General features: G+C 56.6%; 20 protein-coding genes. 13 read left to right on the top strand and 7 right to left on the bottom strand.

Features of this window, described 5'->3' with window-relative positions:
- Nucleotides 1-95 precede the first annotated feature (95 nt).
- Together GSQ86_RS22480 and GSQ86_RS22475 are read right to left on the bottom strand one after the other, a co-directional pair.
- Complete coding sequence (locus tag GSQ86_RS22480) at nucleotides 96-2,867, bottom strand: ABC transporter permease (RefSeq protein WP_158752370.1); 2,772 nt, start codon at nucleotides 2,865-2,867, stop codon at nucleotides 96-98.
- Nucleotides 2,868-2,877: 10 nt separating this feature from the next.
- Entirely contained in the window at nucleotides 2,878-3,207 is a 330-nt protein-coding gene (locus GSQ86_RS22475; protein WP_158752369.1) for a PadR family transcriptional regulator, read from the bottom strand.
- 191 nt (nucleotides 3,208-3,398) lie between these two features.
- Between GSQ86_RS22475 and GSQ86_RS22470 the strand changes: the two genes are divergently transcribed.
- Complete coding sequence (locus GSQ86_RS22470; RefSeq protein WP_158752368.1) at nucleotides 3,399-4,778, top strand: esterase-like activity of phytase family protein; 1,380 nt, start codon at nucleotides 3,399-3,401, stop codon at nucleotides 4,776-4,778.
- Between the two features lie 84 nt (nucleotides 4,779-4,862).
- Here the strand turns inward: GSQ86_RS22470 and GSQ86_RS22465 are convergent, their stop codons facing one another.
- A complete protein-coding gene (locus GSQ86_RS22465; RefSeq protein WP_158752367.1) occupies nucleotides 4,863-5,537 on the bottom strand; it encodes a leucine-rich repeat domain-containing protein in 675 nt (224 codons plus the stop codon).
- A 174-nt stretch (nucleotides 5,538-5,711) separates the two neighbouring features.
- Here GSQ86_RS22465 and GSQ86_RS22460 point away from each other — a divergent pair, with 174 nt between their 5' ends.
- The 8 genes from GSQ86_RS22460 (at nucleotide 5,712) to GSQ86_RS22425 (ending at nucleotide 11,020) form a co-directional block, all read left to right on the top strand.
- Entirely contained in the window at nucleotides 5,712-6,149 is a 438-nt protein-coding gene (locus GSQ86_RS22460; RefSeq protein WP_158752366.1) for a YciI family protein, read from the top strand.
- A gap of 85 nt (nucleotides 6,150-6,234) precedes the next feature.
- Nucleotides 6,235-6,636, top strand: a complete 402-nt coding sequence (locus tag GSQ86_RS22455) for a YciI family protein (RefSeq protein ID WP_158752365.1) — start codon at nucleotides 6,235-6,237, stop codon at nucleotides 6,634-6,636.
- A 70-nt stretch (nucleotides 6,637-6,706) separates the two neighbouring features.
- Complete coding sequence (locus GSQ86_RS22450) at nucleotides 6,707-7,117, top strand: VOC family protein (RefSeq protein WP_158752364.1); 411 nt, start codon at nucleotides 6,707-6,709, stop codon at nucleotides 7,115-7,117.
- Between the two features lie 57 nt (nucleotides 7,118-7,174).
- Nucleotides 7,175-7,588, top strand: a complete 414-nt coding sequence (locus tag GSQ86_RS22445; protein WP_158752363.1) for a DoxX family protein — start codon at nucleotides 7,175-7,177, stop codon at nucleotides 7,586-7,588.
- 15 nt (nucleotides 7,589-7,603) lie between these two features.
- Nucleotides 7,604-7,963, top strand: a complete 360-nt coding sequence (locus GSQ86_RS22440) for a YciI family protein (protein WP_158752362.1) — start codon at nucleotides 7,604-7,606, stop codon at nucleotides 7,961-7,963.
- A 30-nt stretch (nucleotides 7,964-7,993) separates the two neighbouring features.
- The gene (locus GSQ86_RS22435; RefSeq protein WP_254062560.1) at nucleotides 7,994-9,268 is read left to right on the top strand and encodes an RNA polymerase sigma factor; all 1,275 of its coding nucleotides are present in this window, start codon (nucleotides 7,994-7,996) and stop codon (nucleotides 9,266-9,268) included.
- A 163-nt stretch (nucleotides 9,269-9,431) separates the two neighbouring features.
- Nucleotides 9,432-10,757, top strand: coding sequence for an MFS transporter (locus GSQ86_RS22430; RefSeq protein ID WP_254062559.1), 1,326 nt, complete (start codon nucleotides 9,432-9,434; stop codon nucleotides 10,755-10,757).
- Nucleotides 10,758-10,873: 116 nt separating this feature from the next.
- The gene (locus GSQ86_RS22425; RefSeq protein ID WP_158752361.1) at nucleotides 10,874-11,020 is read left to right on the top strand and encodes a DUF3309 family protein; all 147 of its coding nucleotides are present in this window, start codon (nucleotides 10,874-10,876) and stop codon (nucleotides 11,018-11,020) included.
- Here the strand turns inward: GSQ86_RS22425 and GSQ86_RS22420 are convergent.
- Nucleotides 10,992-12,182 carry a serine hydrolase gene (locus GSQ86_RS22420; RefSeq protein ID WP_158752360.1) on the bottom strand — a complete coding sequence of 397 codons (1,191 nt, stop codon included), beginning with the start codon at nucleotides 12,180-12,182 and terminating at the stop codon, nucleotides 10,992-10,994. The genes GSQ86_RS22425 and GSQ86_RS22420 overlap by 29 nt on opposite strands.
- Before the next feature lie 149 nt (nucleotides 12,183-12,331).
- On the opposite strand from GSQ86_RS22420, the gene GSQ86_RS22415 reads away from it, so the two are divergent.
- Nucleotides 12,332-13,084: a DUF899 family protein gene (locus tag GSQ86_RS22415; RefSeq protein WP_158752359.1), complete on the top strand. Its 753-nt coding sequence runs from the start codon at nucleotides 12,332-12,334 to the stop codon at nucleotides 13,082-13,084.
- A 2-nt stretch (nucleotides 13,085-13,086) separates the two neighbouring features.
- On the opposite strand, the gene GSQ86_RS22410 is transcribed toward GSQ86_RS22415, so the two are convergent.
- Together GSQ86_RS22410 and msrA are read right to left on the bottom strand one after the other, a co-directional pair.
- The gene (locus tag GSQ86_RS22410; protein ID WP_216841258.1) at nucleotides 13,087-13,581 is read right to left on the bottom strand and encodes a DUF3455 domain-containing protein; all 495 of its coding nucleotides are present in this window, start codon (nucleotides 13,579-13,581) and stop codon (nucleotides 13,087-13,089) included.
- 14 nt (nucleotides 13,582-13,595) lie between these two features.
- Nucleotides 13,596-14,267: a peptide-methionine (S)-S-oxide reductase MsrA gene (msrA, locus tag GSQ86_RS22405; RefSeq protein ID WP_158752357.1), complete on the bottom strand. Its 672-nt coding sequence runs from the start codon at nucleotides 14,265-14,267 to the stop codon at nucleotides 13,596-13,598.
- Nucleotides 14,268-14,359: 92 nt separating this feature from the next.
- Here msrA and GSQ86_RS22400 point away from each other — a divergent pair, with 92 nt between their 5' ends.
- The 3 genes from GSQ86_RS22400 (at nucleotide 14,360) to GSQ86_RS22390 (ending at nucleotide 16,706) form a co-directional block, all read left to right on the top strand.
- A complete protein-coding gene (locus GSQ86_RS22400) occupies nucleotides 14,360-15,112 on the top strand; it encodes a DUF2461 domain-containing protein (protein ID WP_254062558.1) in 753 nt (250 codons plus the stop codon).
- Between the two features lie 357 nt (nucleotides 15,113-15,469).
- Nucleotides 15,470-15,766, top strand: coding sequence for an HU family DNA-binding protein (locus GSQ86_RS22395; protein WP_158752356.1), 297 nt, complete (start codon nucleotides 15,470-15,472; stop codon nucleotides 15,764-15,766).
- A gap of 154 nt (nucleotides 15,767-15,920) precedes the next feature.
- Complete coding sequence (locus GSQ86_RS22390; protein ID WP_158752355.1) at nucleotides 15,921-16,706, top strand: class I SAM-dependent methyltransferase; 786 nt, start codon at nucleotides 15,921-15,923, stop codon at nucleotides 16,704-16,706.
- On the opposite strand, the gene GSQ86_RS22385 is transcribed toward GSQ86_RS22390, so the two are convergent.
- Nucleotides 16,636-17,316, bottom strand: a complete 681-nt coding sequence (locus GSQ86_RS22385; RefSeq protein WP_158752354.1) for a MarC family protein — start codon at nucleotides 17,314-17,316, stop codon at nucleotides 16,636-16,638. The two genes, GSQ86_RS22390 and GSQ86_RS22385, sit on opposite strands and share 71 nt — an antisense overlap.

The following is a 17,316-nucleotide window of genomic DNA, read 5'->3' as shown; positions in this document are numbered from 1 at the left end:
GGTTGAACCGAAATTCAGGAAAGCGTGCCTCCTTCGTCTCGCTCGCTAGGGCAGTCGAAAGCTGATTTCCGCCCAGACTTTTAACGTTGTCGCGGCTACTCGATTCGCAGCGCCTCCATGGGCTCGATGGATGCGGCGCGGCGCGCGGGAAAAAGGCCGGCGATAAGAGCACACGCACATAGAACGAACGCGGATAGGCCGAGCACGAGGGGATCGAAGCGGCTCACTGCATAAAGCTGGTGGGCCAGATAGCGTCCGATGAGGATGGCGAGTGGCAGACCGATGCAAATTCCAATGGCAACTTGAGAAAATGCGCCTCGCAGCACCATGCTCACAATGTTGCCGCGACTGGCGCCGAGGGCCATGCGCGTGCCGATCTCATTCACGCGTCGCGTGACGTTGTAGGCTGTCACCCCATAGAGGCCGATGGATGCAAGCACCAGCGCAAGCAAGCTAAAGAGGCCGGTGAGTCGCGCGATGAGACGCTCCTGGTTGAACTGCGTGGCGATCTGTTCGGAGTAGGTGATGACGCGAACCACTGACAGATTGGGGTCGACGCTGGCCAATGCGTTGATGAGCGGCTTCTCATAGCCTTCCGGAGCGCCAGTGACGCTGAGTTGAATGGATTGTGCGTAGAGCGTGCCAGTTTCGAGGCGCTGATAACCCGACGGTCCGAACTGCGTGGTCTGTGTAAAGGGTAGAAACATAGTGGGGCTGGCGGTAATGGAGGGGTTCTTGTATTTTGCGTCGCGCACAATGCCGATGATCTGATAGTCGTATCCGTGGCCGGGCAGCGACATGCCGAATCTCTTTCCGATAGCGTCTTCGCCGGGAAAGAAGGTTCGCGCGAAGGATTCATCGACAACGGCGACGTGCTGGGAGGCTTGCGTGTCCTGATCGGTGATGGCTCGGCCGCGCAGAAGCGGCGTACCGAGAGTCTGAAAATAATGTGGGCTCACGCGGTTGTAGACGATGTTGACGTCCTCGATCCATTTGTCGGTGCGTCCGCCGATGGTGACACCGAGGTTGACGCAGCAAAGATTCTGCGGACTGTTGAGCGAGAGGCTTGCGCTGCGCACTCCGGGGATTAACTCTAGGCGATGCTGAAGCTCTTCATAGCGCGCTGGAAGTTGCTCAGGTTTGTATCCGGCAGCTTTGAAGCTGATGCTGGCGAGAAGCCTGCCTTGCGTCTGGAAGCCGAGGTCGGTTTTTTCCAGATTGCGCAAGCTCTGTGTTACGAGGCCGGCCACGGCAAGCAGGATAATGGAAAGCGCGGCCTGCAGGATGATGAGAATCTTTTGCGGCTTTGCCGAATGATGCGTCGCGCTGCGGCTGGCGGCGCGCAGGCCTTTGGAAGGATCAGCATGCGTCCCGATCCATGCGGGGGCGATGCCGAAGATCACTCCGGTGAGAACGGAAAGCAGTAACGCGAAGGCAAATATCGGCAGCGATGGCGTGGCGTGAACGGGGACATACGTTGCTCCGCGAAAGACGATTAGCAGAATGGCCCTGGTTCCGAGATATGCAAGCAGCAACCCGGCCAGGCCGCCGATCGCAGAGAGTAGCACGCTTTCAGTCAGCACAGCGCGTATCAGGCGTGCGCGCGAGGCTCCGAGTGAGAGGCGCAGAGCGGTCTGGTGCTGGCGAGCGGTGCTGCGAGCGAGCAGCAGATTCGCCAGATTGGCGCATGCGATGAGCAGCACGAGTGCGGATGCGGCTGAAAGCAGGTAGAGTCCGTTTTTCGAGCTGCTGCGAAAAGATGAAATGCCTGTGCCGCCGGGTGTGAGCTGAATGTGCTGCTTCGGCAGGTCTGCTAGATCGTCTTTGTTGAGCTTTCTTTCGGACTGGAGCCAGTGTTGGATGTCAGTCGTAAGCTGTGCCTGCACTTGCGCTGGCACTGCACCTTGTTTCAAACGGCCGGTAACATACAGCCACGCATCACCGGATGAGTTGAGGATGGATTTCTGGCCATTGCCTTCAAAGGCTGGTTCCTGGCTCAGTGGAATCCATAGTTCGGGTGGATAAGCGGAGAGTCGGTCACCAAAGAAGCCTTCGGGCGCGATACCGATGAGCGTGACGGGCTGACCGTCTAACGAGATTGTAGTTCCGACGATGGCCGGATCAGCGCCGTACTTCTCTTTCCATGTGCGATAACTCATCACCGCAACGGCGGCGGCTTCCGATTGGTCGTCAGAAGGATGGATCAGGCGGCCCAGACTGGCTTGAATTCCCAATGTTGCAAAGTAGTTTCCGGAGACATATTCGCCGCCCGCGGTCTGAGCGGATCCAGATGAACCTGCACGTCGAATGTTGAATGAAGTCGTTCCACCGGAGAAGGCGGCAAGCTGCTCGAAGGATGGGTTGGTGTCGCGCAGATGTTTATAGAAGGGGTAATCGAAAGTGCCCCATGAGCCTTCAAGGCCGCCCCATTCGCAGCAGTAATATTCGCCTTCGCCAACACGATAGAGCTGATGGGGATTGGCGATGGGCAACTGCTTCAGCATGACAGCATGCATGAGAGTAAAGATCGCGGTGTTGGCTCCGATGCCGAGCGCCAGCGTGAGTACGGCGGTCACGGTGAAGCCGGGGCTGTGGATCAATTGACGCAGGCCGTAACGAATGTCCTGCCAGATGGATTCGGCCAGCGATTCCCAACCGGAGGAGCGCACTTGCTGCTTTACTGTTTCCATGGTTCCCATCTCCGCGCGAGCTGCGCTCAAAGCTTCTTCATGGTTCATGCCGCCGCGCATCTTCTCCTGCGCAGCAGCCTCGATGTAGCCGCTCAGCTCTTCATCCAGATCGCGGTTTCTCTGGTCTTTGTGGCAGAGTGCCTTCAGGCCCATCAGAAAAGCTCGCAAAGGTCTCATGGTGTCCTGCTCAGGCTTCGAGAATGCGGCTGATGGCGGCGATCTGGCGGCCCCATTCGCGGGTTTCTTCCTTCAGCGCTTTGCGGCCGCTGTCAGTGAGGACGTAGTACTTTGCGCGGCGATTGTTTTCCGTCGAGCGCCATTCGGCCTTGATACGGCCCGCGCGTTCGAGCCGGTTAAAGGCGGGAAACAACGAGCCGGGATTGACGCGGAAAACGCCGCTGCTGATCTGCTCGATGCGAAGGGCGACGCCGAAACCGTGCATGGGCTCAAGCGCGAGCGTCTTCAGGACGAGCATTTCGAGCGTTCCCTGAACGAGGTCGCTGGGTTTGTCGGACATTCCGAAACTCTCCTCTAGTTAATCAAGAGGAATGATGCGCTGCGCCCACTAGATTGTCAAGAGGAGAGTTTCGAGATTACTCAAGTGAATTTTGGTCGGGCAGTATTCAGAAATTGGAATTGAACTGATGTTTACATTGCCTGCTTAGAATTCTGGCTGCTTCTCAGACCGAGAGCAGAGGAGAATTCCCCGTGAAAAAAATCTCGTATTGCGCAGCGGTGGTTGCGATTGTGTGCGCATCGCTGCAAGCTCAAGTAACTTTACTGGGCAAGAGTACGCTGACTGGATCGAGTGCCGGCTCATATCAAGACTTATCAGGATTGAAATACACGCTGGAAAATGGAGTTCCCGCGAATTTGCTGGGCGGATTTGGCTCCGGCATTACCTACGCCGGTGGCAATACCTTTCTCGCAGTGCCGGACCGCGGGCCGAATGCGGTGAGCTTCAATCCGCTGGTGGACGACACGGTAGCGTATGTGAACCGCTTCCATACGATCACGATGGATCTGGCGCCAAACAGCGGCAGCGGTCTGCCGTTTACGCTGACGCCCACGCTGCGCGCAACAACCCTGCTGAACGCGCTGCTTCCTCTCAATTACGGCACGGGCGCGGGATTGAATATCATTCCTGGCAAGCCGCCGATCAACACGTTGCTGAAGCACTATTTTACGGGCCGATCGGATGGCTATGATCCGGAACACGGCTCGGCGGATGTGCTGGATGCGCGACTGGACCCGGAGAGCATTCGCGTATCGAACGATGGGCTTACGGTTTTCATCTCGGATGAGTACGGACCGTATATCTATCAGTTCCTGCGTGCGACGGGCGAGCGGCTCAGGACCTTTACGATTCCGGCAGATTTCTATGTGGCGAATCCGAAGCCCACAGGTGATGAGGAGCAGGCGACAAACAATACCGGCCGTGTTCCGAACAAGGGCATGGAAGGGCTGGCGATTACTCCGGATGGACGGACGCTGGTGGGCATCATCCAGAATTCGCTGATCCAGGATGCGGCAGAAGGCGGCGATGTGGCTAATGTGTTGCGCATTGTGACGATCGATATTCTTTCAGGCCGCACGACGCACCAATACGCGTATCTGCTGACGACCGGTTCCGGCGTGAGCGAGATTACGGCGCTGAACGACCACGAGATGATTGTGGACGAGCGCGACGGCAAGGGTCTGGGCGACGGCAGCAAGGCGAAGGTGAAGCAGTTCTTCAAGATCGATCTGAACGGTGCAACCGACGTGAGCAACATGGACGGCACAGCAGCAGCTGCGCACGCTGTGCCGAAGACGCTGTTTCTGGATGTGGTCAAAGTCCTGACCGCCAACGGCATTACCGCAGACCAGATTCCAGCGAAGATCGAAGGCGTTTCCTTTGGACCAGACGTGAACTACAACGGCAAGATGGTGCACACGATCTGGGTGGCGAACGACAATGACTTCCTCCAGGATTACAGCGGACCGAATACGAATCCCAACCAGTTCTTCGTGTTCGGATTTACCGATGCGGACCTGAGCGGATCGGTATACGTCCCGCAACCGCACTATTCGCTGTTCGGCTGGTAAAGGTTTGTTGCCTTGCAAAATAAAAGGCGCCATTGCGGCGCCTTTTCTGCTTTCTGGATCGACCGCCGCTCCTGGACGCGGGAATTATCTACAGATGAGGCAGCCATTTGCTTCGAGTTCACTTAGCCATGCGGGGAGTTCTACTGGTCTTGAAAAATTGACGACCCAGCGCAGATCGACTTTTTCGAGTTTCGGGAGTTCGGCCAGAGTCGATGGCAGTGATTGAATTGGGTTGCCGCGAAGGTCGATGTGGCGGAGGCCACACAGCTCGCCGATGGATGGCGGCAGCGAAGAAAGGCGATTGTCTCTGAGATGCAGCTCGCGGAGATTTCGGAGCTGAGATATGGAACCCGGAACTGCTGTGAGCTGATTGCCGGAGGCACGCAGCTCGATGAGATGGTCGAGACGGCAGAGGGCTTCGGGGAATATCGAGAATTGATTGTCACTGATGTTCAGGTAGCGGAGATGTTTCAAACGCTCGATGGATGCAGGGAGCGTGGTCAGCTGGTTGTCGTGGAGATAGAGAAAATCAGTGAGCGCTTCGAGATTGCCTATGGCATCCGGAATCCGGCTGAGTTGGTTGTGGCCGAGGTCGAGCATGCGGAGGCGCTTCAGGCCTGCGATGCGATCGGAAATTTCTGCCAGTTGATTCTCGGCCAAAACCAGGGATTCGAGGTCGATTTGTTCCCATACCGAGTCGGGCACCCGACCGAGATTCTGCTTCCAGAGGTTGAGGTGCAAAGCTGAGACGTCGGACATGATGGAGATCGTATCGTGTTCCCTGCGTTGAGGGTGGGCGTTCTTAATCCATAAATATCTTAGGAAAAGTTCGACAGCGTGTCGATTTCGCGGTGTGCCGTTCGACGTGTGAGTAGAGGGTGAGATACAAGGGTAAATCGCCCAACGATGGACTTCCAAACGAAGGAGAGACGTATGCGTGTGATGGTGTTGGTGAAGGGAACAAAGCAATCGGAGGCGGGGCTGCCGCCAACCGAAGAGATGAGCGAAATGTTGGCAGAGATGGGCAAGTTCAACGAAGAGCTGGTGAAGGCCGGTGTGCTGCTGGCTGCCGATGGATTGCAGCCGAGCTCGAAGGGCAAGCGGGTGCTGTTTTCCGGTGCGGAGCGCACGGTGATCGATGGGCCGTTCGCGGAAGCAAAAGAGCTGGTGGCCGGCTACTGGATCTGGCAGGTGAAATCGATGGAAGAGGCGGTGGAGTGGGTGAAACGCTGTCCATGCCCGTTTCCCAGGGAGGAGTCGTATATTGAGATTCGGCCGGTGTACGAAGCAGAAGATTTAGGCGACGCGCTGACTCCAGAGCTGAAAGAACAGGATGACCGTCTGCGCGCGCAAGTAGCTGCACAAAATTAATTTTGGTGCGTGTGTCGAATTAACTCAGCGCCATTCGATGGATAGGCAGAGGGAATTCTAGAAAGCAATTTAAGGAGATGAAACGATGAAATTTTTGTGCGTATACAAACCGGCGAAAGAAGAAGGCGCTCCACCAACGCAGGAGGACTTTACGAAGATGGGAGCGTTCATTGAAGAGATGACGAAGACCGGCAAGCTGATTGCGACAGAAGGCTGCATGCCGAGCGCGAATGGCGCTCGATTGCGGCTTTCTAACGGGAAGTTCGCCGTGGTGGATGGACCGTTTACCGAATCGAAGGAGCTGATCGCCGGCTTTGCGCTGCTCGAGACAGAGTCGAAGGATGAGGCGATTGAACTTTCAAAGCGATTTCTTGAAGTCGCAGGCGACGGCGAGACCGAGATTCGCCAGATCTACGAGCAGGGCGATGTCTGCGTTGGATCGGCGCCTGGAGTACACCAGCAGCATGCGCAGGTGGCGCTAAAATAAGCCCCCAAAAAGGTTTCACTTGTACCCATCGTCAGGATGACGAATCTTTGTTTGAGAGAGAGAGAGAGCTATGCAGATCGATTCATATTTGAATTTCAGCGGCGATTGCGAAGAAGCATTCAAATTTTACGAGCAGTGTTTCGGCGGGAAGATCGAATTCAAGATGACCCACGGTGAGTCACCGATGGCCGGTCAGTTTCCACCGGAGTGGAGCGGCAAGATCATGCACATTTCGTTGAGAGTCGGTGACAGGATGCTGCTGGGGTCCGACGCTCCGCCGCAGTATTACCACAAGCCGCAAGGCTTAACGGTATCTATCTCAGTGAATGACGTAGCAGAAGCAGATCGCATCTTCGCTGCGTTGGCTGAAAAAGGGAATGTGACGATGCCGATCGCGCAGACCTTCTGGTCGCCAAAGTTCGGGATGGTGACGGATCGCTTTGGTATTCCGTGGATGGTGAACACCGTGCAGCCGGCGTGAATTAAGCGAGGGCTCTGTTGTGAACGAAGGCAGAGCCTTTTTTTCTGGGGAGGATTTATGCAGGAAGTTGCAATTGGCAATACGGTTTCAGCGAAGAGACTCTGGACGGGACGCATATTGAGCGGACTGGTCGTTCTTTTTCTTTTGATGGACAGCGTGATGAAGCTGATGAAACCAGCTCCAGTGCTCAAGGCCCAGGCGGCGCTGGGATGGCCGGACGAAATTACGATCACGACGGGAATTGTGCTGCTTCTCTGCACGATTCTTTATGCCATTCCGAATACGGCGGTACTGGGCGCAGTTCTGTTAACGGGATATCTTGGCGGCGCGGTGGCGGTCCAGTGGCGCGTGGGAAATCCGCTGTTCTCGAATACGCTGTTTCCTGTGTATATGGGAATTTTGCTGTGGGCGGGGCTGTGTCTGCGAGATGAGCCCTTGTGTGCAATGATTCCATTGCGGCGTTCGAGCTGATGGAGGTTGCACACGATGCGGTTTGTGATTTTGCGGAAATCCGATGCGACGATGGATTCGGATATTCCGGCGAGCAAAGAGCTTTTTCAGGCGATGCATGAGTACGACGAAGAGATGAAGAAGGCTGGGGCCTTAGTGGCGGTGGAGAGACTGCAGCCAACTTCGCGCGGGACGCGGGTTCGTTTTTCGAAAGGCGAGTTCTCGACTGTGGACGGACCATTTTCCGAGTCGAAGGAACTCATAGCGGGAGTGACGATGATCGAGGTTGCTTCGAAAGAAGAAGCAATTGCCTGGATCAAGCGCTGCCCAACGCTGCGCGGCGATGTGGAAGCGGAGTACGAAATCCGTCCGGTACTCGACTGCCAGCTTGCTTAGTCAGCGGCAATGATGATGTGATCGTTAGCTGTGACGGCTACGGATATTCATGGCACGATCGACGCGGTATGGAGAATAGAGTCGGCAAAACTGATTGCCGGACTCACGCGCATGGTGCGCGATGTGGGCCTCGCAGAAGATCTGGCGCAGGAAGCGCTGGTTTGCGCGCTGGAGAAGTGGCCCGAGTTGGGCATTCCGGAAAAGCCTGGCGCGTGGCTGATGGCCACGGCGAAGCATCGCGCGCTCGATCAGCTGCGGCGAAGGCAGATGCTCGAGCGCAAGCATGAAGAGCTTGGCCGCGAGATGGAAGCGAAGGAGCTGGCCGTGCCGGACTTCAACGCAGCTCTCGATGACGACATTGGCGACGATCTTCTGCGATTGATTTTTATTGCGTGCCATCCGGTGCTCTCGTCCGAGGCCCGCACGGCGCTCACATTGCGCCTGCTGGGCGGTCTTACGACCGATGAGATTGCCCGGGCGTTTCTGGTTCCTGAAGCCACCATTGCGCAGCGGATCGTCCGCGCCAAGAAAACGCTGGCACAGGAGCATATTCCGTTTGAAGTTCCGCGCGGCGATGAACTGCCGCGGCGGCTGGCTTCAGTCCTGAGCGTCATCTACCTGATTTTTAACGAAGGCTATTCGGCAACAGCGGGCGACGACTGGATGAGGCCCGCGCTTTGCGAAGATGCGCTACGGCTGGGACGCATTCTTGCGGAGCTTGCTCCGGGTGAAGCGGAAGCGCATGGGCTGGTCGCGTTGATGGAGATTCAAGCGTCTCGGTCTGCGGCGCGGACAGGGCCGGAGGGACGGCCGGTGCTGTTGCTCGATCAGGACAGGGCGCGATGGGACCGGTTGCTGATCCGTCGTGGGTTGCAGGCGCTGGAGCGCGCCGACGCTCTGGGCGAAGCGCGGGGACCGTATGCCCTGCAGGCTGCGATTGCGGCATGTCATGCACGGGCGGTAGTCGCAGATGAGACAGACTGGGCCCGCATTGTGGAGGTTTATGGCGAGCTTGCACAGGTGATGCCTTCACCGATTGTTGAATTGAACCGCGCGGTTGCGGTGGGCATGGCGTCTGGGCCAGCGGCGGCATTGGAGCTGGTAGACGAGTTGAACACCGAGCCTGCGCTCAAGGGCTATCACCTGTTGCCGAGCGTGCGCGGTGACCTGTTGGCCAAACTGCACCGGTATGACGAGGCTCAGGCGGAGTGTGAACGCGCCGCCTCAATGACCCGCAACGCGCGTGAGCGGGAATTGCTGTTGGAACGGGCTCGCGAGTTTGCGGCGCGCTCCGGTAATTCGTAATTCCATGATCTGCGCGGGGGATTTATCGGCTTAAGATGCATCTCACCGTGCAGCCTGAGCGAGGTAAGAAGCGCTGATTGAGACCGACATTCCCGCACGACTGGACCGGCTGCCGTGGAGTGGCTGGCATCTGCGAATTGTCACCGCGCTTTCAATCACATGGTTGCTTGATGGCCTCGAAGGGAGCCTGGGCGGGTCGCTTGCCGGCGCGCTGAAGAGTTCTGCAACGCTTGGCCTTACCGATGCCCAACTTGGCCTCAGCTCTTCGTTCTATCTGATGGGCGCGGTGGCGGGTGCTTTAGTTTTTGGATATCTAGCCGACCGCTATGGACGGCGCAGGCTCTTTCTGTGGACGCTGCTGCTGTATCTTTGCGCCACTGCGGCGACAGGGCTCTCCTGGAGTCTCGCGAGTTTTACCTTTTTCCGGACAATAACGGGAGCAGGGATTGGCGGCGAGTATGCCGCGGTGAATTCCGCAGTGGATGAATTGCTTCCCGCACGGCTGCGGGGACGGGTCGATCTCTGGATCAACGGCACGTTCTGGCTTGGGATTATTCTCGGAGCCCTGGTGTCCGTGGCTTTCCTTTCCTCTGCCGTGTTTGGAGAAAAACTCGGATGGCGGCTTGCATTCCTGTCCGGCGTTCCGCTTGGCGCTGCCGTTCTGCTGATGCGCCGGTTTGTTCCGGAGAGCCCGCGCTGGTTGCTGCGTCAGGGATTGCAAACAGAGGCGGCGGCAGTTGTTCAGACGATTGAGGAGTCGGTGCGGCGTGAAGCGGGCGCGCTTCCTCCCGTACAAACGGCGGACCTTGTTCGATATGAGAGTGGACGGCGACAAACTCTGCGTCGCCTGCGACGGCTATTGCAGGGTGAATACCGGCGGCGGGCGCTGCTGTGTTTCGGTCTGATGGCGGCACAGGCATTCTTCTATAACTCGGTATTTTTCTCACTGTCCCTGGTTCTGCTGCGGTACTACGGTGTGTCGGCACAAGCGGCGGGATATTACTTTCTTCCGATTGCGGCAGCAAACTTCTTGGGACCGGCGCTGCTTGGGTATCTGTTTGATTCGGTAGGACGGCGGCAGATGATCGGAGCCACTTACGGCCTCTCCGGCCTGCTGTTGTTCGCCGGCAGCTGGATGTTCTATCGTCACGAACTTACGGTAGCCGGGCAAATGGTCTGGTGGTCGCTGATCTTCTTCTTCGCGTCGGCGGCGGCGAGCTCCGCCTATCTGACGGTGAGCGAAGTTTTTCCGCAGGAGATTCGAGCCTCGGCGATTGCCATTTTCTATGCTTTCGGCACGCTGGCCGGGGGAGTATCTGGCCCGTTGATCTTCGGCCATTTGATCGGCAGCGGCTCGCGCGCATTGCTGTTTTCAGGGTATGTATTCGGGGCAGTTGCGATGGCCGCCGCTGGTCTGGCACAGGCTGTATGGGGAATCGCCGCCGAGAGAAAACCGCTTGAAATGATCGCTCCTGAAGGAGATTATTGATCGCTGTCAACCCGGGCGGACACAAGAATCTAAAAAAAGCACACACAGAAAGCGCGGAAGACGCATCCTACGAGTGATTTCACAAATGTGAATGAGTCACTCAGAAAGGACAACACATGCTTCTCATCATTCTCATTATTCTTCTCCTCGTCTTCGGATTTGGCGGCTATCGCATGGGCCCGGGCATCGGCTATTACGGCGGCGGCGGAATCAGCCTGATCCTGCTGATCGTGATCATTCTGCTTTTGCTTCACGTGTTCTAAAGAAATTATCGATCAGGAAATCGCGCAGCTCGATGTTGAAGCTGCGCGTGTTTTGTTTCGTGTCCTGCGCGTCGGTGTTGTAGTCGACGATGTAGGCGCTGCGCGTGGCCGGATCGATGTTGATCTGGCTGCGAAATCCGTTCTGCCATCCGGGATGGCCGATAAGCGTCAGGCCGTGATCGCTATGAACGAAGAAGCTTTCGGCTACGGAGTCATGCGCGCCTGCGCGTGACGGGAAGTCGTCGTCGGGCGTGACAGTCAGTACTGGCTTCCACATTTCTTCGAGCGATGACCGCTTGAGAATGGCATCGTAGTCAGCCTGATGGGCCGGATCACCTAATAGAAACTGAATGTATTTCAACATGTCCGGCAAGGGCGAGTTGAGGCCGCCGTTGGAGCGGGTGATGCCGGTGTTGAAATCGAATGGATCTTCGGTCAGCTTGCCGTCTTTCAAGTCCCAGCTATGGGAGCGATAGCGCAGCAGTGTATACGGGCTGCGGTCATAGTAGCTGTGGTCCATGCCGAGGGGGCGAAAGATGTTCTTCTGCATGTAGACCTCGAACTGATCTCCGGATAGACGCTCGATGATTTCGCCCAGGAAAACGACGGCGAGATTGGAGTAGCTGTAGCGCGTGCCAGGCGCAAATTTGATATTGGAATAAGGCAGCATGGCGACGATCTGCGACCACTGCGTTGGCTCGAAGGGCTGCCAGTCCTGGTCGCGCCAGGGCCAGGTAGCGTCACGGAAGCCGCTTGAATGCGACATGGCCTCGCGGATGGTGATGGCCGAGACAGTGCCATATTCGTCGTGCACAGCGGCGAGCTCGGGGATGTATTTGATGAGGGGATCGTCGAGCGAGAGCAGGCCGCGATCGCGCAGCTGCATGATGGCGATTCCGGTAAAGGTCTTGGTGACGGAAGCCCAGTGATAGGTGGTGTTGTCGTCCACTGGTTGGGTATCGCTCTGTTTGCCGTAGTTGTCGTGCAGTACGACCTCGCCATTGCGGATAAGCATGAGGCTGCTGCCGAGGATTCCGTTGCGCTGCAAACCAGATTCATAAAAAGTCTTGATCTGCTGCGTTGTAACTGGAGATTTGGCTTGGGCGGCAAGGATGCCGGTCAGGCAGGAAATGGCCAAAATGGTTCGTACGAATATGCGCATGGGTTTGCTCGGATTGTAGCGGATGGCTGCGGCTGTCTATCTAGATTTTGTGATGGCTGGCAGAGTGAAACTGGCGTTCTGCGGCATTCGTCTTGTTCCGGCTCGGGCCACAACGGTAGACTTTCTCTACACAAACCAGGAGCCAAATCATGAGCATCACTTTTCCCAACGAGTCGGCCGAATATCGTGTCGCTCGCGACCTCCTCATGCAGGACGAAATTGCGCTTCGCCGCGCCATGGAAGCGGTGGCCGTCTCTCGGCGGGCATTGCCGCCGGGTGGGCTCGTTCCTGAAGATTATGTCTTTGACGGCCTCAATGCCGACGGCGTACCAGCAAAGCTGAGGCTTTCGGAACTGTTCGCGCCGGGCAAGGATTCGCTGGTGATTTATAACTTCATGTTTCCGCGCATGCCGCAGGATGACCGACCGGGTCCGTCGGAGGGTGTAACGGCTCAATTGAAGCGGGAGGACGGACCGTGTCCCTCGTGCACTACATTTCTCGACCAGCTGGATGGGGCGGCGAAGCATTTGAATCAGAAGATCAACTTCGTGGTCATTGCGAAGGCTCCGTTAGAGCGTCTGATTGCGTTTGCCGAGGATCGCAGCTGGAAAAACCTCTGTCTGCTGTCGGTGGCGGGGAATAACTTCAAACGCCACTACCACGCCGAATCGCCTGAGGGGGACCAGTTGCCGATGATGACGGTCTTTCATCGATCCGGCGATGAGATCCGACACTTCTGGAGCTCGGAGATGATGTATGGTCCAGCCGATCCGGGCCAGGATCCTCGTCACCTTGCGACTCTCGATACGATCTGGAATATCTTCGACTTTACGCCCGGTGGACGGCCGTCAAACTGGAATGAACAGTTGAGCTATGACTGCTGCCATGCGTCGGCATCCTGATCTTACTTAGCGTAAAAACTATAAATTGCCGTGTAGGGCTGGCTAGAGTCCCCACTGGTGCAGGCTTCTTTCGGAGCCGCACCGCCGTGGGTTTCGGTGCGGCGGATGTACGTGACGGCAGCGAATTTTCCTGATCCGCTGCCGGGGACGGCTTGGAGCAGCAGCCACGGCACAGAGCCAGCTTCCGGTGAAGACTGCGTGGCGATGGCTTTACCTTTGACTTCGCTGCCGTCGCTCAGTTTCCATGTGGGTCCGGCAAAGTGCGCGCCGATGACGGTTCCTTTTGCGTCAAGAAGCTTCGCGTCAGGCGCTTTGAGTATCCACTTTCCGGCAGCGCAGGTATAGATTTGCGCTCCTTCGCCTTTCGCTTCGAGAAGCGGGTGCATGCCAGCAGGTACATCAATGGAGGGAGCTTGTTGCGCAGGCGCTGCGGCTGACGTGATGAGCGCGGCGACGAGGAGAAGGCTTCGCATCATCGGACGAAAGTAACAGGGCAACGTGAATTCTGCGTTTATTTGCCTTCGTAACGCTGGAAAAGCTCCGGGAATTGCTCTTTTAGAGCAGAGATTTTAGGGCGGTCGCAGACTTCAATGTACGGGTTGCCAGGATTATGAAGCGCGTAATCCTGGTGGTAGGACTCAGCCGGATAGAAGGCTTTCAACGGCACGACCTGCGTCACGATAAGGCCCGAAAAGACATGCGCAGCATCCAGCTGCTTGATGTAGGCGTCGGCGACGCGGTGCTGTTCTTCATCCGAGTAAAAGATAACCGAGCGATACGATGTTCCAACATCATTGCCCTGGCGATTGAGCTGTGTGGGATCGTGCGCGACGGAGAAAAAGATGCGCAGCAGCTGTCCGTACGTAATCTTTGCCGGGTCATAAACGACGCGGACGCTCTCGGCGTGGCCGGTGGTTTCGGTGGTCACATCGTCATAGTGGGCAGTGGCTGCGGAGCCGCCAGAGTAGCCTGCGGTGGTGTTGATAACTCCCTTGACGCGCTCGAAGACAGCCTGCGTACCCCAGAAGCATCCGCCCGCAAAGACGGCTGTGGCTTTACCGCTTTTTGCTGCGGTTGTATCCGTCTGTGCAGCGGGAATCGGCGTTTTGCGGGTTTCCGTCTGGGTATAGGCAATGGCGATACCGGCAGCGAGGACAAGCGCCCACAAGAGAATGCGTTTCATACTCATTAGAGCGAGGGCGGGGTAAAAAGTTACAGATTGCGTTTTGACGGAATCGAGACATCCGTCGCTTCTGCAAACTTTACAATGCGTTTATGCCGAAGGTCAGCTCAAAAACGATAAAAACGGAAGAGATTCAGCCTTATTTCAACACGGAGGCGCTGAAATTCCTGCGCGGATTGAAGCGAAATAACGACCGCGCATGGTTTGAGGCGCGGCGGGATGTATACGAACGTGAGTTAAAGCCGCCTCTGCTGGCCCTGGTCGAACGTGTAACGGATGCGATGACGGAGTTTGCGCCGGCGCATGTTCGACCGGCGGAGAAGAGCATCATGCGCATTTACCGGGACATCCGCTTCTCGGCGGATAAGTCTCCTTACAAGACACATGTGGCGGCGTGGTGGACACGCAACGGTCTTGAAAAGACCTCCGGCGGCGGATATTACTTTCATTTTTCGGCGAGCGAGGTGGTGATCGCAGCCGGCATTTATATGCCGCAAAAGGAACAGCTGATGGCGATCCGCATGCAATTGCTGCAGCAGCATGAAGAGCTGCGACGGATGCTGAACGACAAAAAGCTCCGTAAAGTGATGGATCTTGATCTCGATACGCAGGCACTTTCGCGTCCGCCAAAGGGATTTCCCAAGGAACACCCGGGTCTCGACCTGATCCGGCAGCAGCAGTGGGGAGTCGTGGCGCGACTTCCGGCGCAGGCGGCGCTCGACGCTGGGTTCGCGGGTGAGGTGGTGAAACGCTTCCGGCTGGCGGCTCCAATTGTCGATTTTCTAAATCGCCCATTTGCGCGGGATGTGGAAAAAAAGAAGCAATACATCTTCAAACTGATGTAGACGCTCCCTGCGCAAAGGGCTAGACTAGCCATCATCTCTGCAAAAGGCCAATGCACGCGAAAGCCGCGCCGTACAAGGGCTTCCGCAATTCCTTTTTGGGCGAATAAATTGTCCGAAATCCAGAAAAACCGGAAAAAACCAATAAAAACCGTAAAAAACCTGTGGAAACAGGGCTTTTGCCGTTGACAATGGCTTCAAAAAGACGCAAGGTAAACGGCGGTAGGTTTTTTTGGGAGCCGCATGGATACAGGGGTTTCAAGCGAATCCTGCGACCACGGAACTAAAGAAATCTGAAGCAAACGCGATACCAGCAAAGGTTCTGGGACAGCGGAAAAAGAACCAGGAGGATTGAAAAAAATGGCAACAACTATGACGAAGACAGCTCTCGTTCGCCAGCTGGCGGAAAAGCTCGAACTCACCAACAAGCAGTCGGCGGCGTTCCTCGACCTGCTTGCCGAAACAGCGATCAAGGAAACGAAGAAGAACGGCGTCTTCGTAATTCCCGGACTCGGACGCCTGGTAAAGGCAGAGCGCAAGGCCCGCATCGGCCGCAACCCGCAGACCGGTGAGCAGATCAAGATCAAGGCAAAGACCGTCGTGAAGTTCCGCGTAGCCAAGGCTGCGAAGGACACGATCGCTCCGCCGAAGAAGTAGTTCTACTGCGCTGGGCACCATACAAAAAGGAAACGGGTCACTCCGTTTCCTTTTTGTTTTGCGCGCATGACGTTTGTCATTCTCTTTTGGTGACGGAATCGACTGCCCGAACCTGCGCCGCGGGCTTACAGTCGTGTAGTAAGGAAAGGCTATCGTGGCAAAGGTTGACTATGGCATTGACGCCCCCGGAGTGATTCGCAACCTCGCACTCTGCGGCACTGCGCTCCTGATCGTTCGCGCATTTACACCGGTTATTCCCATTGGTCCGGTGAAGATTATTCACTTCGAATGGACGGCCTTCTGGCTGCTGGCTACGGCAGCTCTGATGCTGCTGTATTCAAAGTTCGGCAAGATGCGGCATCGCGATCGCATGATTCGCATGGCGACGCTCAAGGGAAATGAAGAAGTGTTGGACGTCGGGACAGGACGCGGCCTGCTGCTGGTTGCGGCCGCGAAGGAGCTGACGACAGGTCATGCGGTCGGCATCGACATTTGGAAGGCGGAGGACCTGAGCGAAAACAAACGCGAGCGCACAGAGCAGAATCTTGCGGCAGAAGGCGTGGTGGATCGGTGCGAGTTGATCGATGCGCCCGCGGAGAAGATGACATTCCTCGACGACCGCTTCGACGTCGTCGTATCGAATATGTGTCTGCATAACATCCCGAAAAAAGAGGGGCGTGACCGCGCATGTCTTGAGATTGTCCGCGTGTTGAAGCCGGGCGGTGTTGCGGTGATTTCCGATTACAAGAACACGGGAAACTATGCGCGCGTCTTCAGGCAGGCGGGCATGGTCGTGAGCAGAAAGTTTTACATCCTCGACACGTTCTTCCCGGTCAGCATAGTGTTTGCGGAAAAAGCCGATTTGATGGTCAGGAAAAGTGGATCGTCGCCAGGTAATCTTTTACTCCGGTGCAGAGAATCTGCACGCCGATGCACATAAGGATGAAGGAACACAGGCGCATGACAACCGCCGTCCCGGTAGAGCCCAGCAGCCGCTCCGCTGCGTTCGCGTAGCGATAGCAGATATAGATGATCAGGCAGATGATGACAGAGCCTGCAATGGCAGCGATCAAAACTTCGGGCGAAAGAAACGAACGGGCATGCACCTCGGCAGGCAGATGCGCGCCCACGGCGACGGCAACGGAAATGGAGCCCGGACCGATGGTTATAGGCAGCGTGTAGGGATAAAAGGCGTGGTCGAGAATGTTGTCATCCTGCAGTGACTTGGAACCAACACCGCTGGCGCCTTGCGAGAGTAGCGACCATCCGGTAGCAGCGACGAGCAGGCCTCCGCCTATCTGCACGGCGTAGATGGAGATTCCAAAGAAAGTCAGAATCTTGACACCCCACAAGAGCGAGCAGATAAGCAGAAAAAAGCTGTAGATAGCGATCTTCTGCGTGAGGGCGCGATGCACTTTCGGCTCGACGCTGCCGATCATGTTGATGAAGATGGCGGCGCTGCCCAGCGGATTGACGATGGGAAAGAGTGCACCGACAACCAGAACTGTGGCCTCAATCACAGTGGATACATCGCGGGCTAGATCGATCAC

It is taken from the genome of Acidobacterium sp. S8 (assembly GCF_009765985.1).
Taxonomy (GTDB): domain Bacteria; phylum Acidobacteriota; class Terriglobia; order Terriglobales; family Acidobacteriaceae; genus Alloacidobacterium.
Note: the sequence above shows the minus strand (reverse complement) of the source record. Positions and strands in the feature narration are given on the sequence as shown.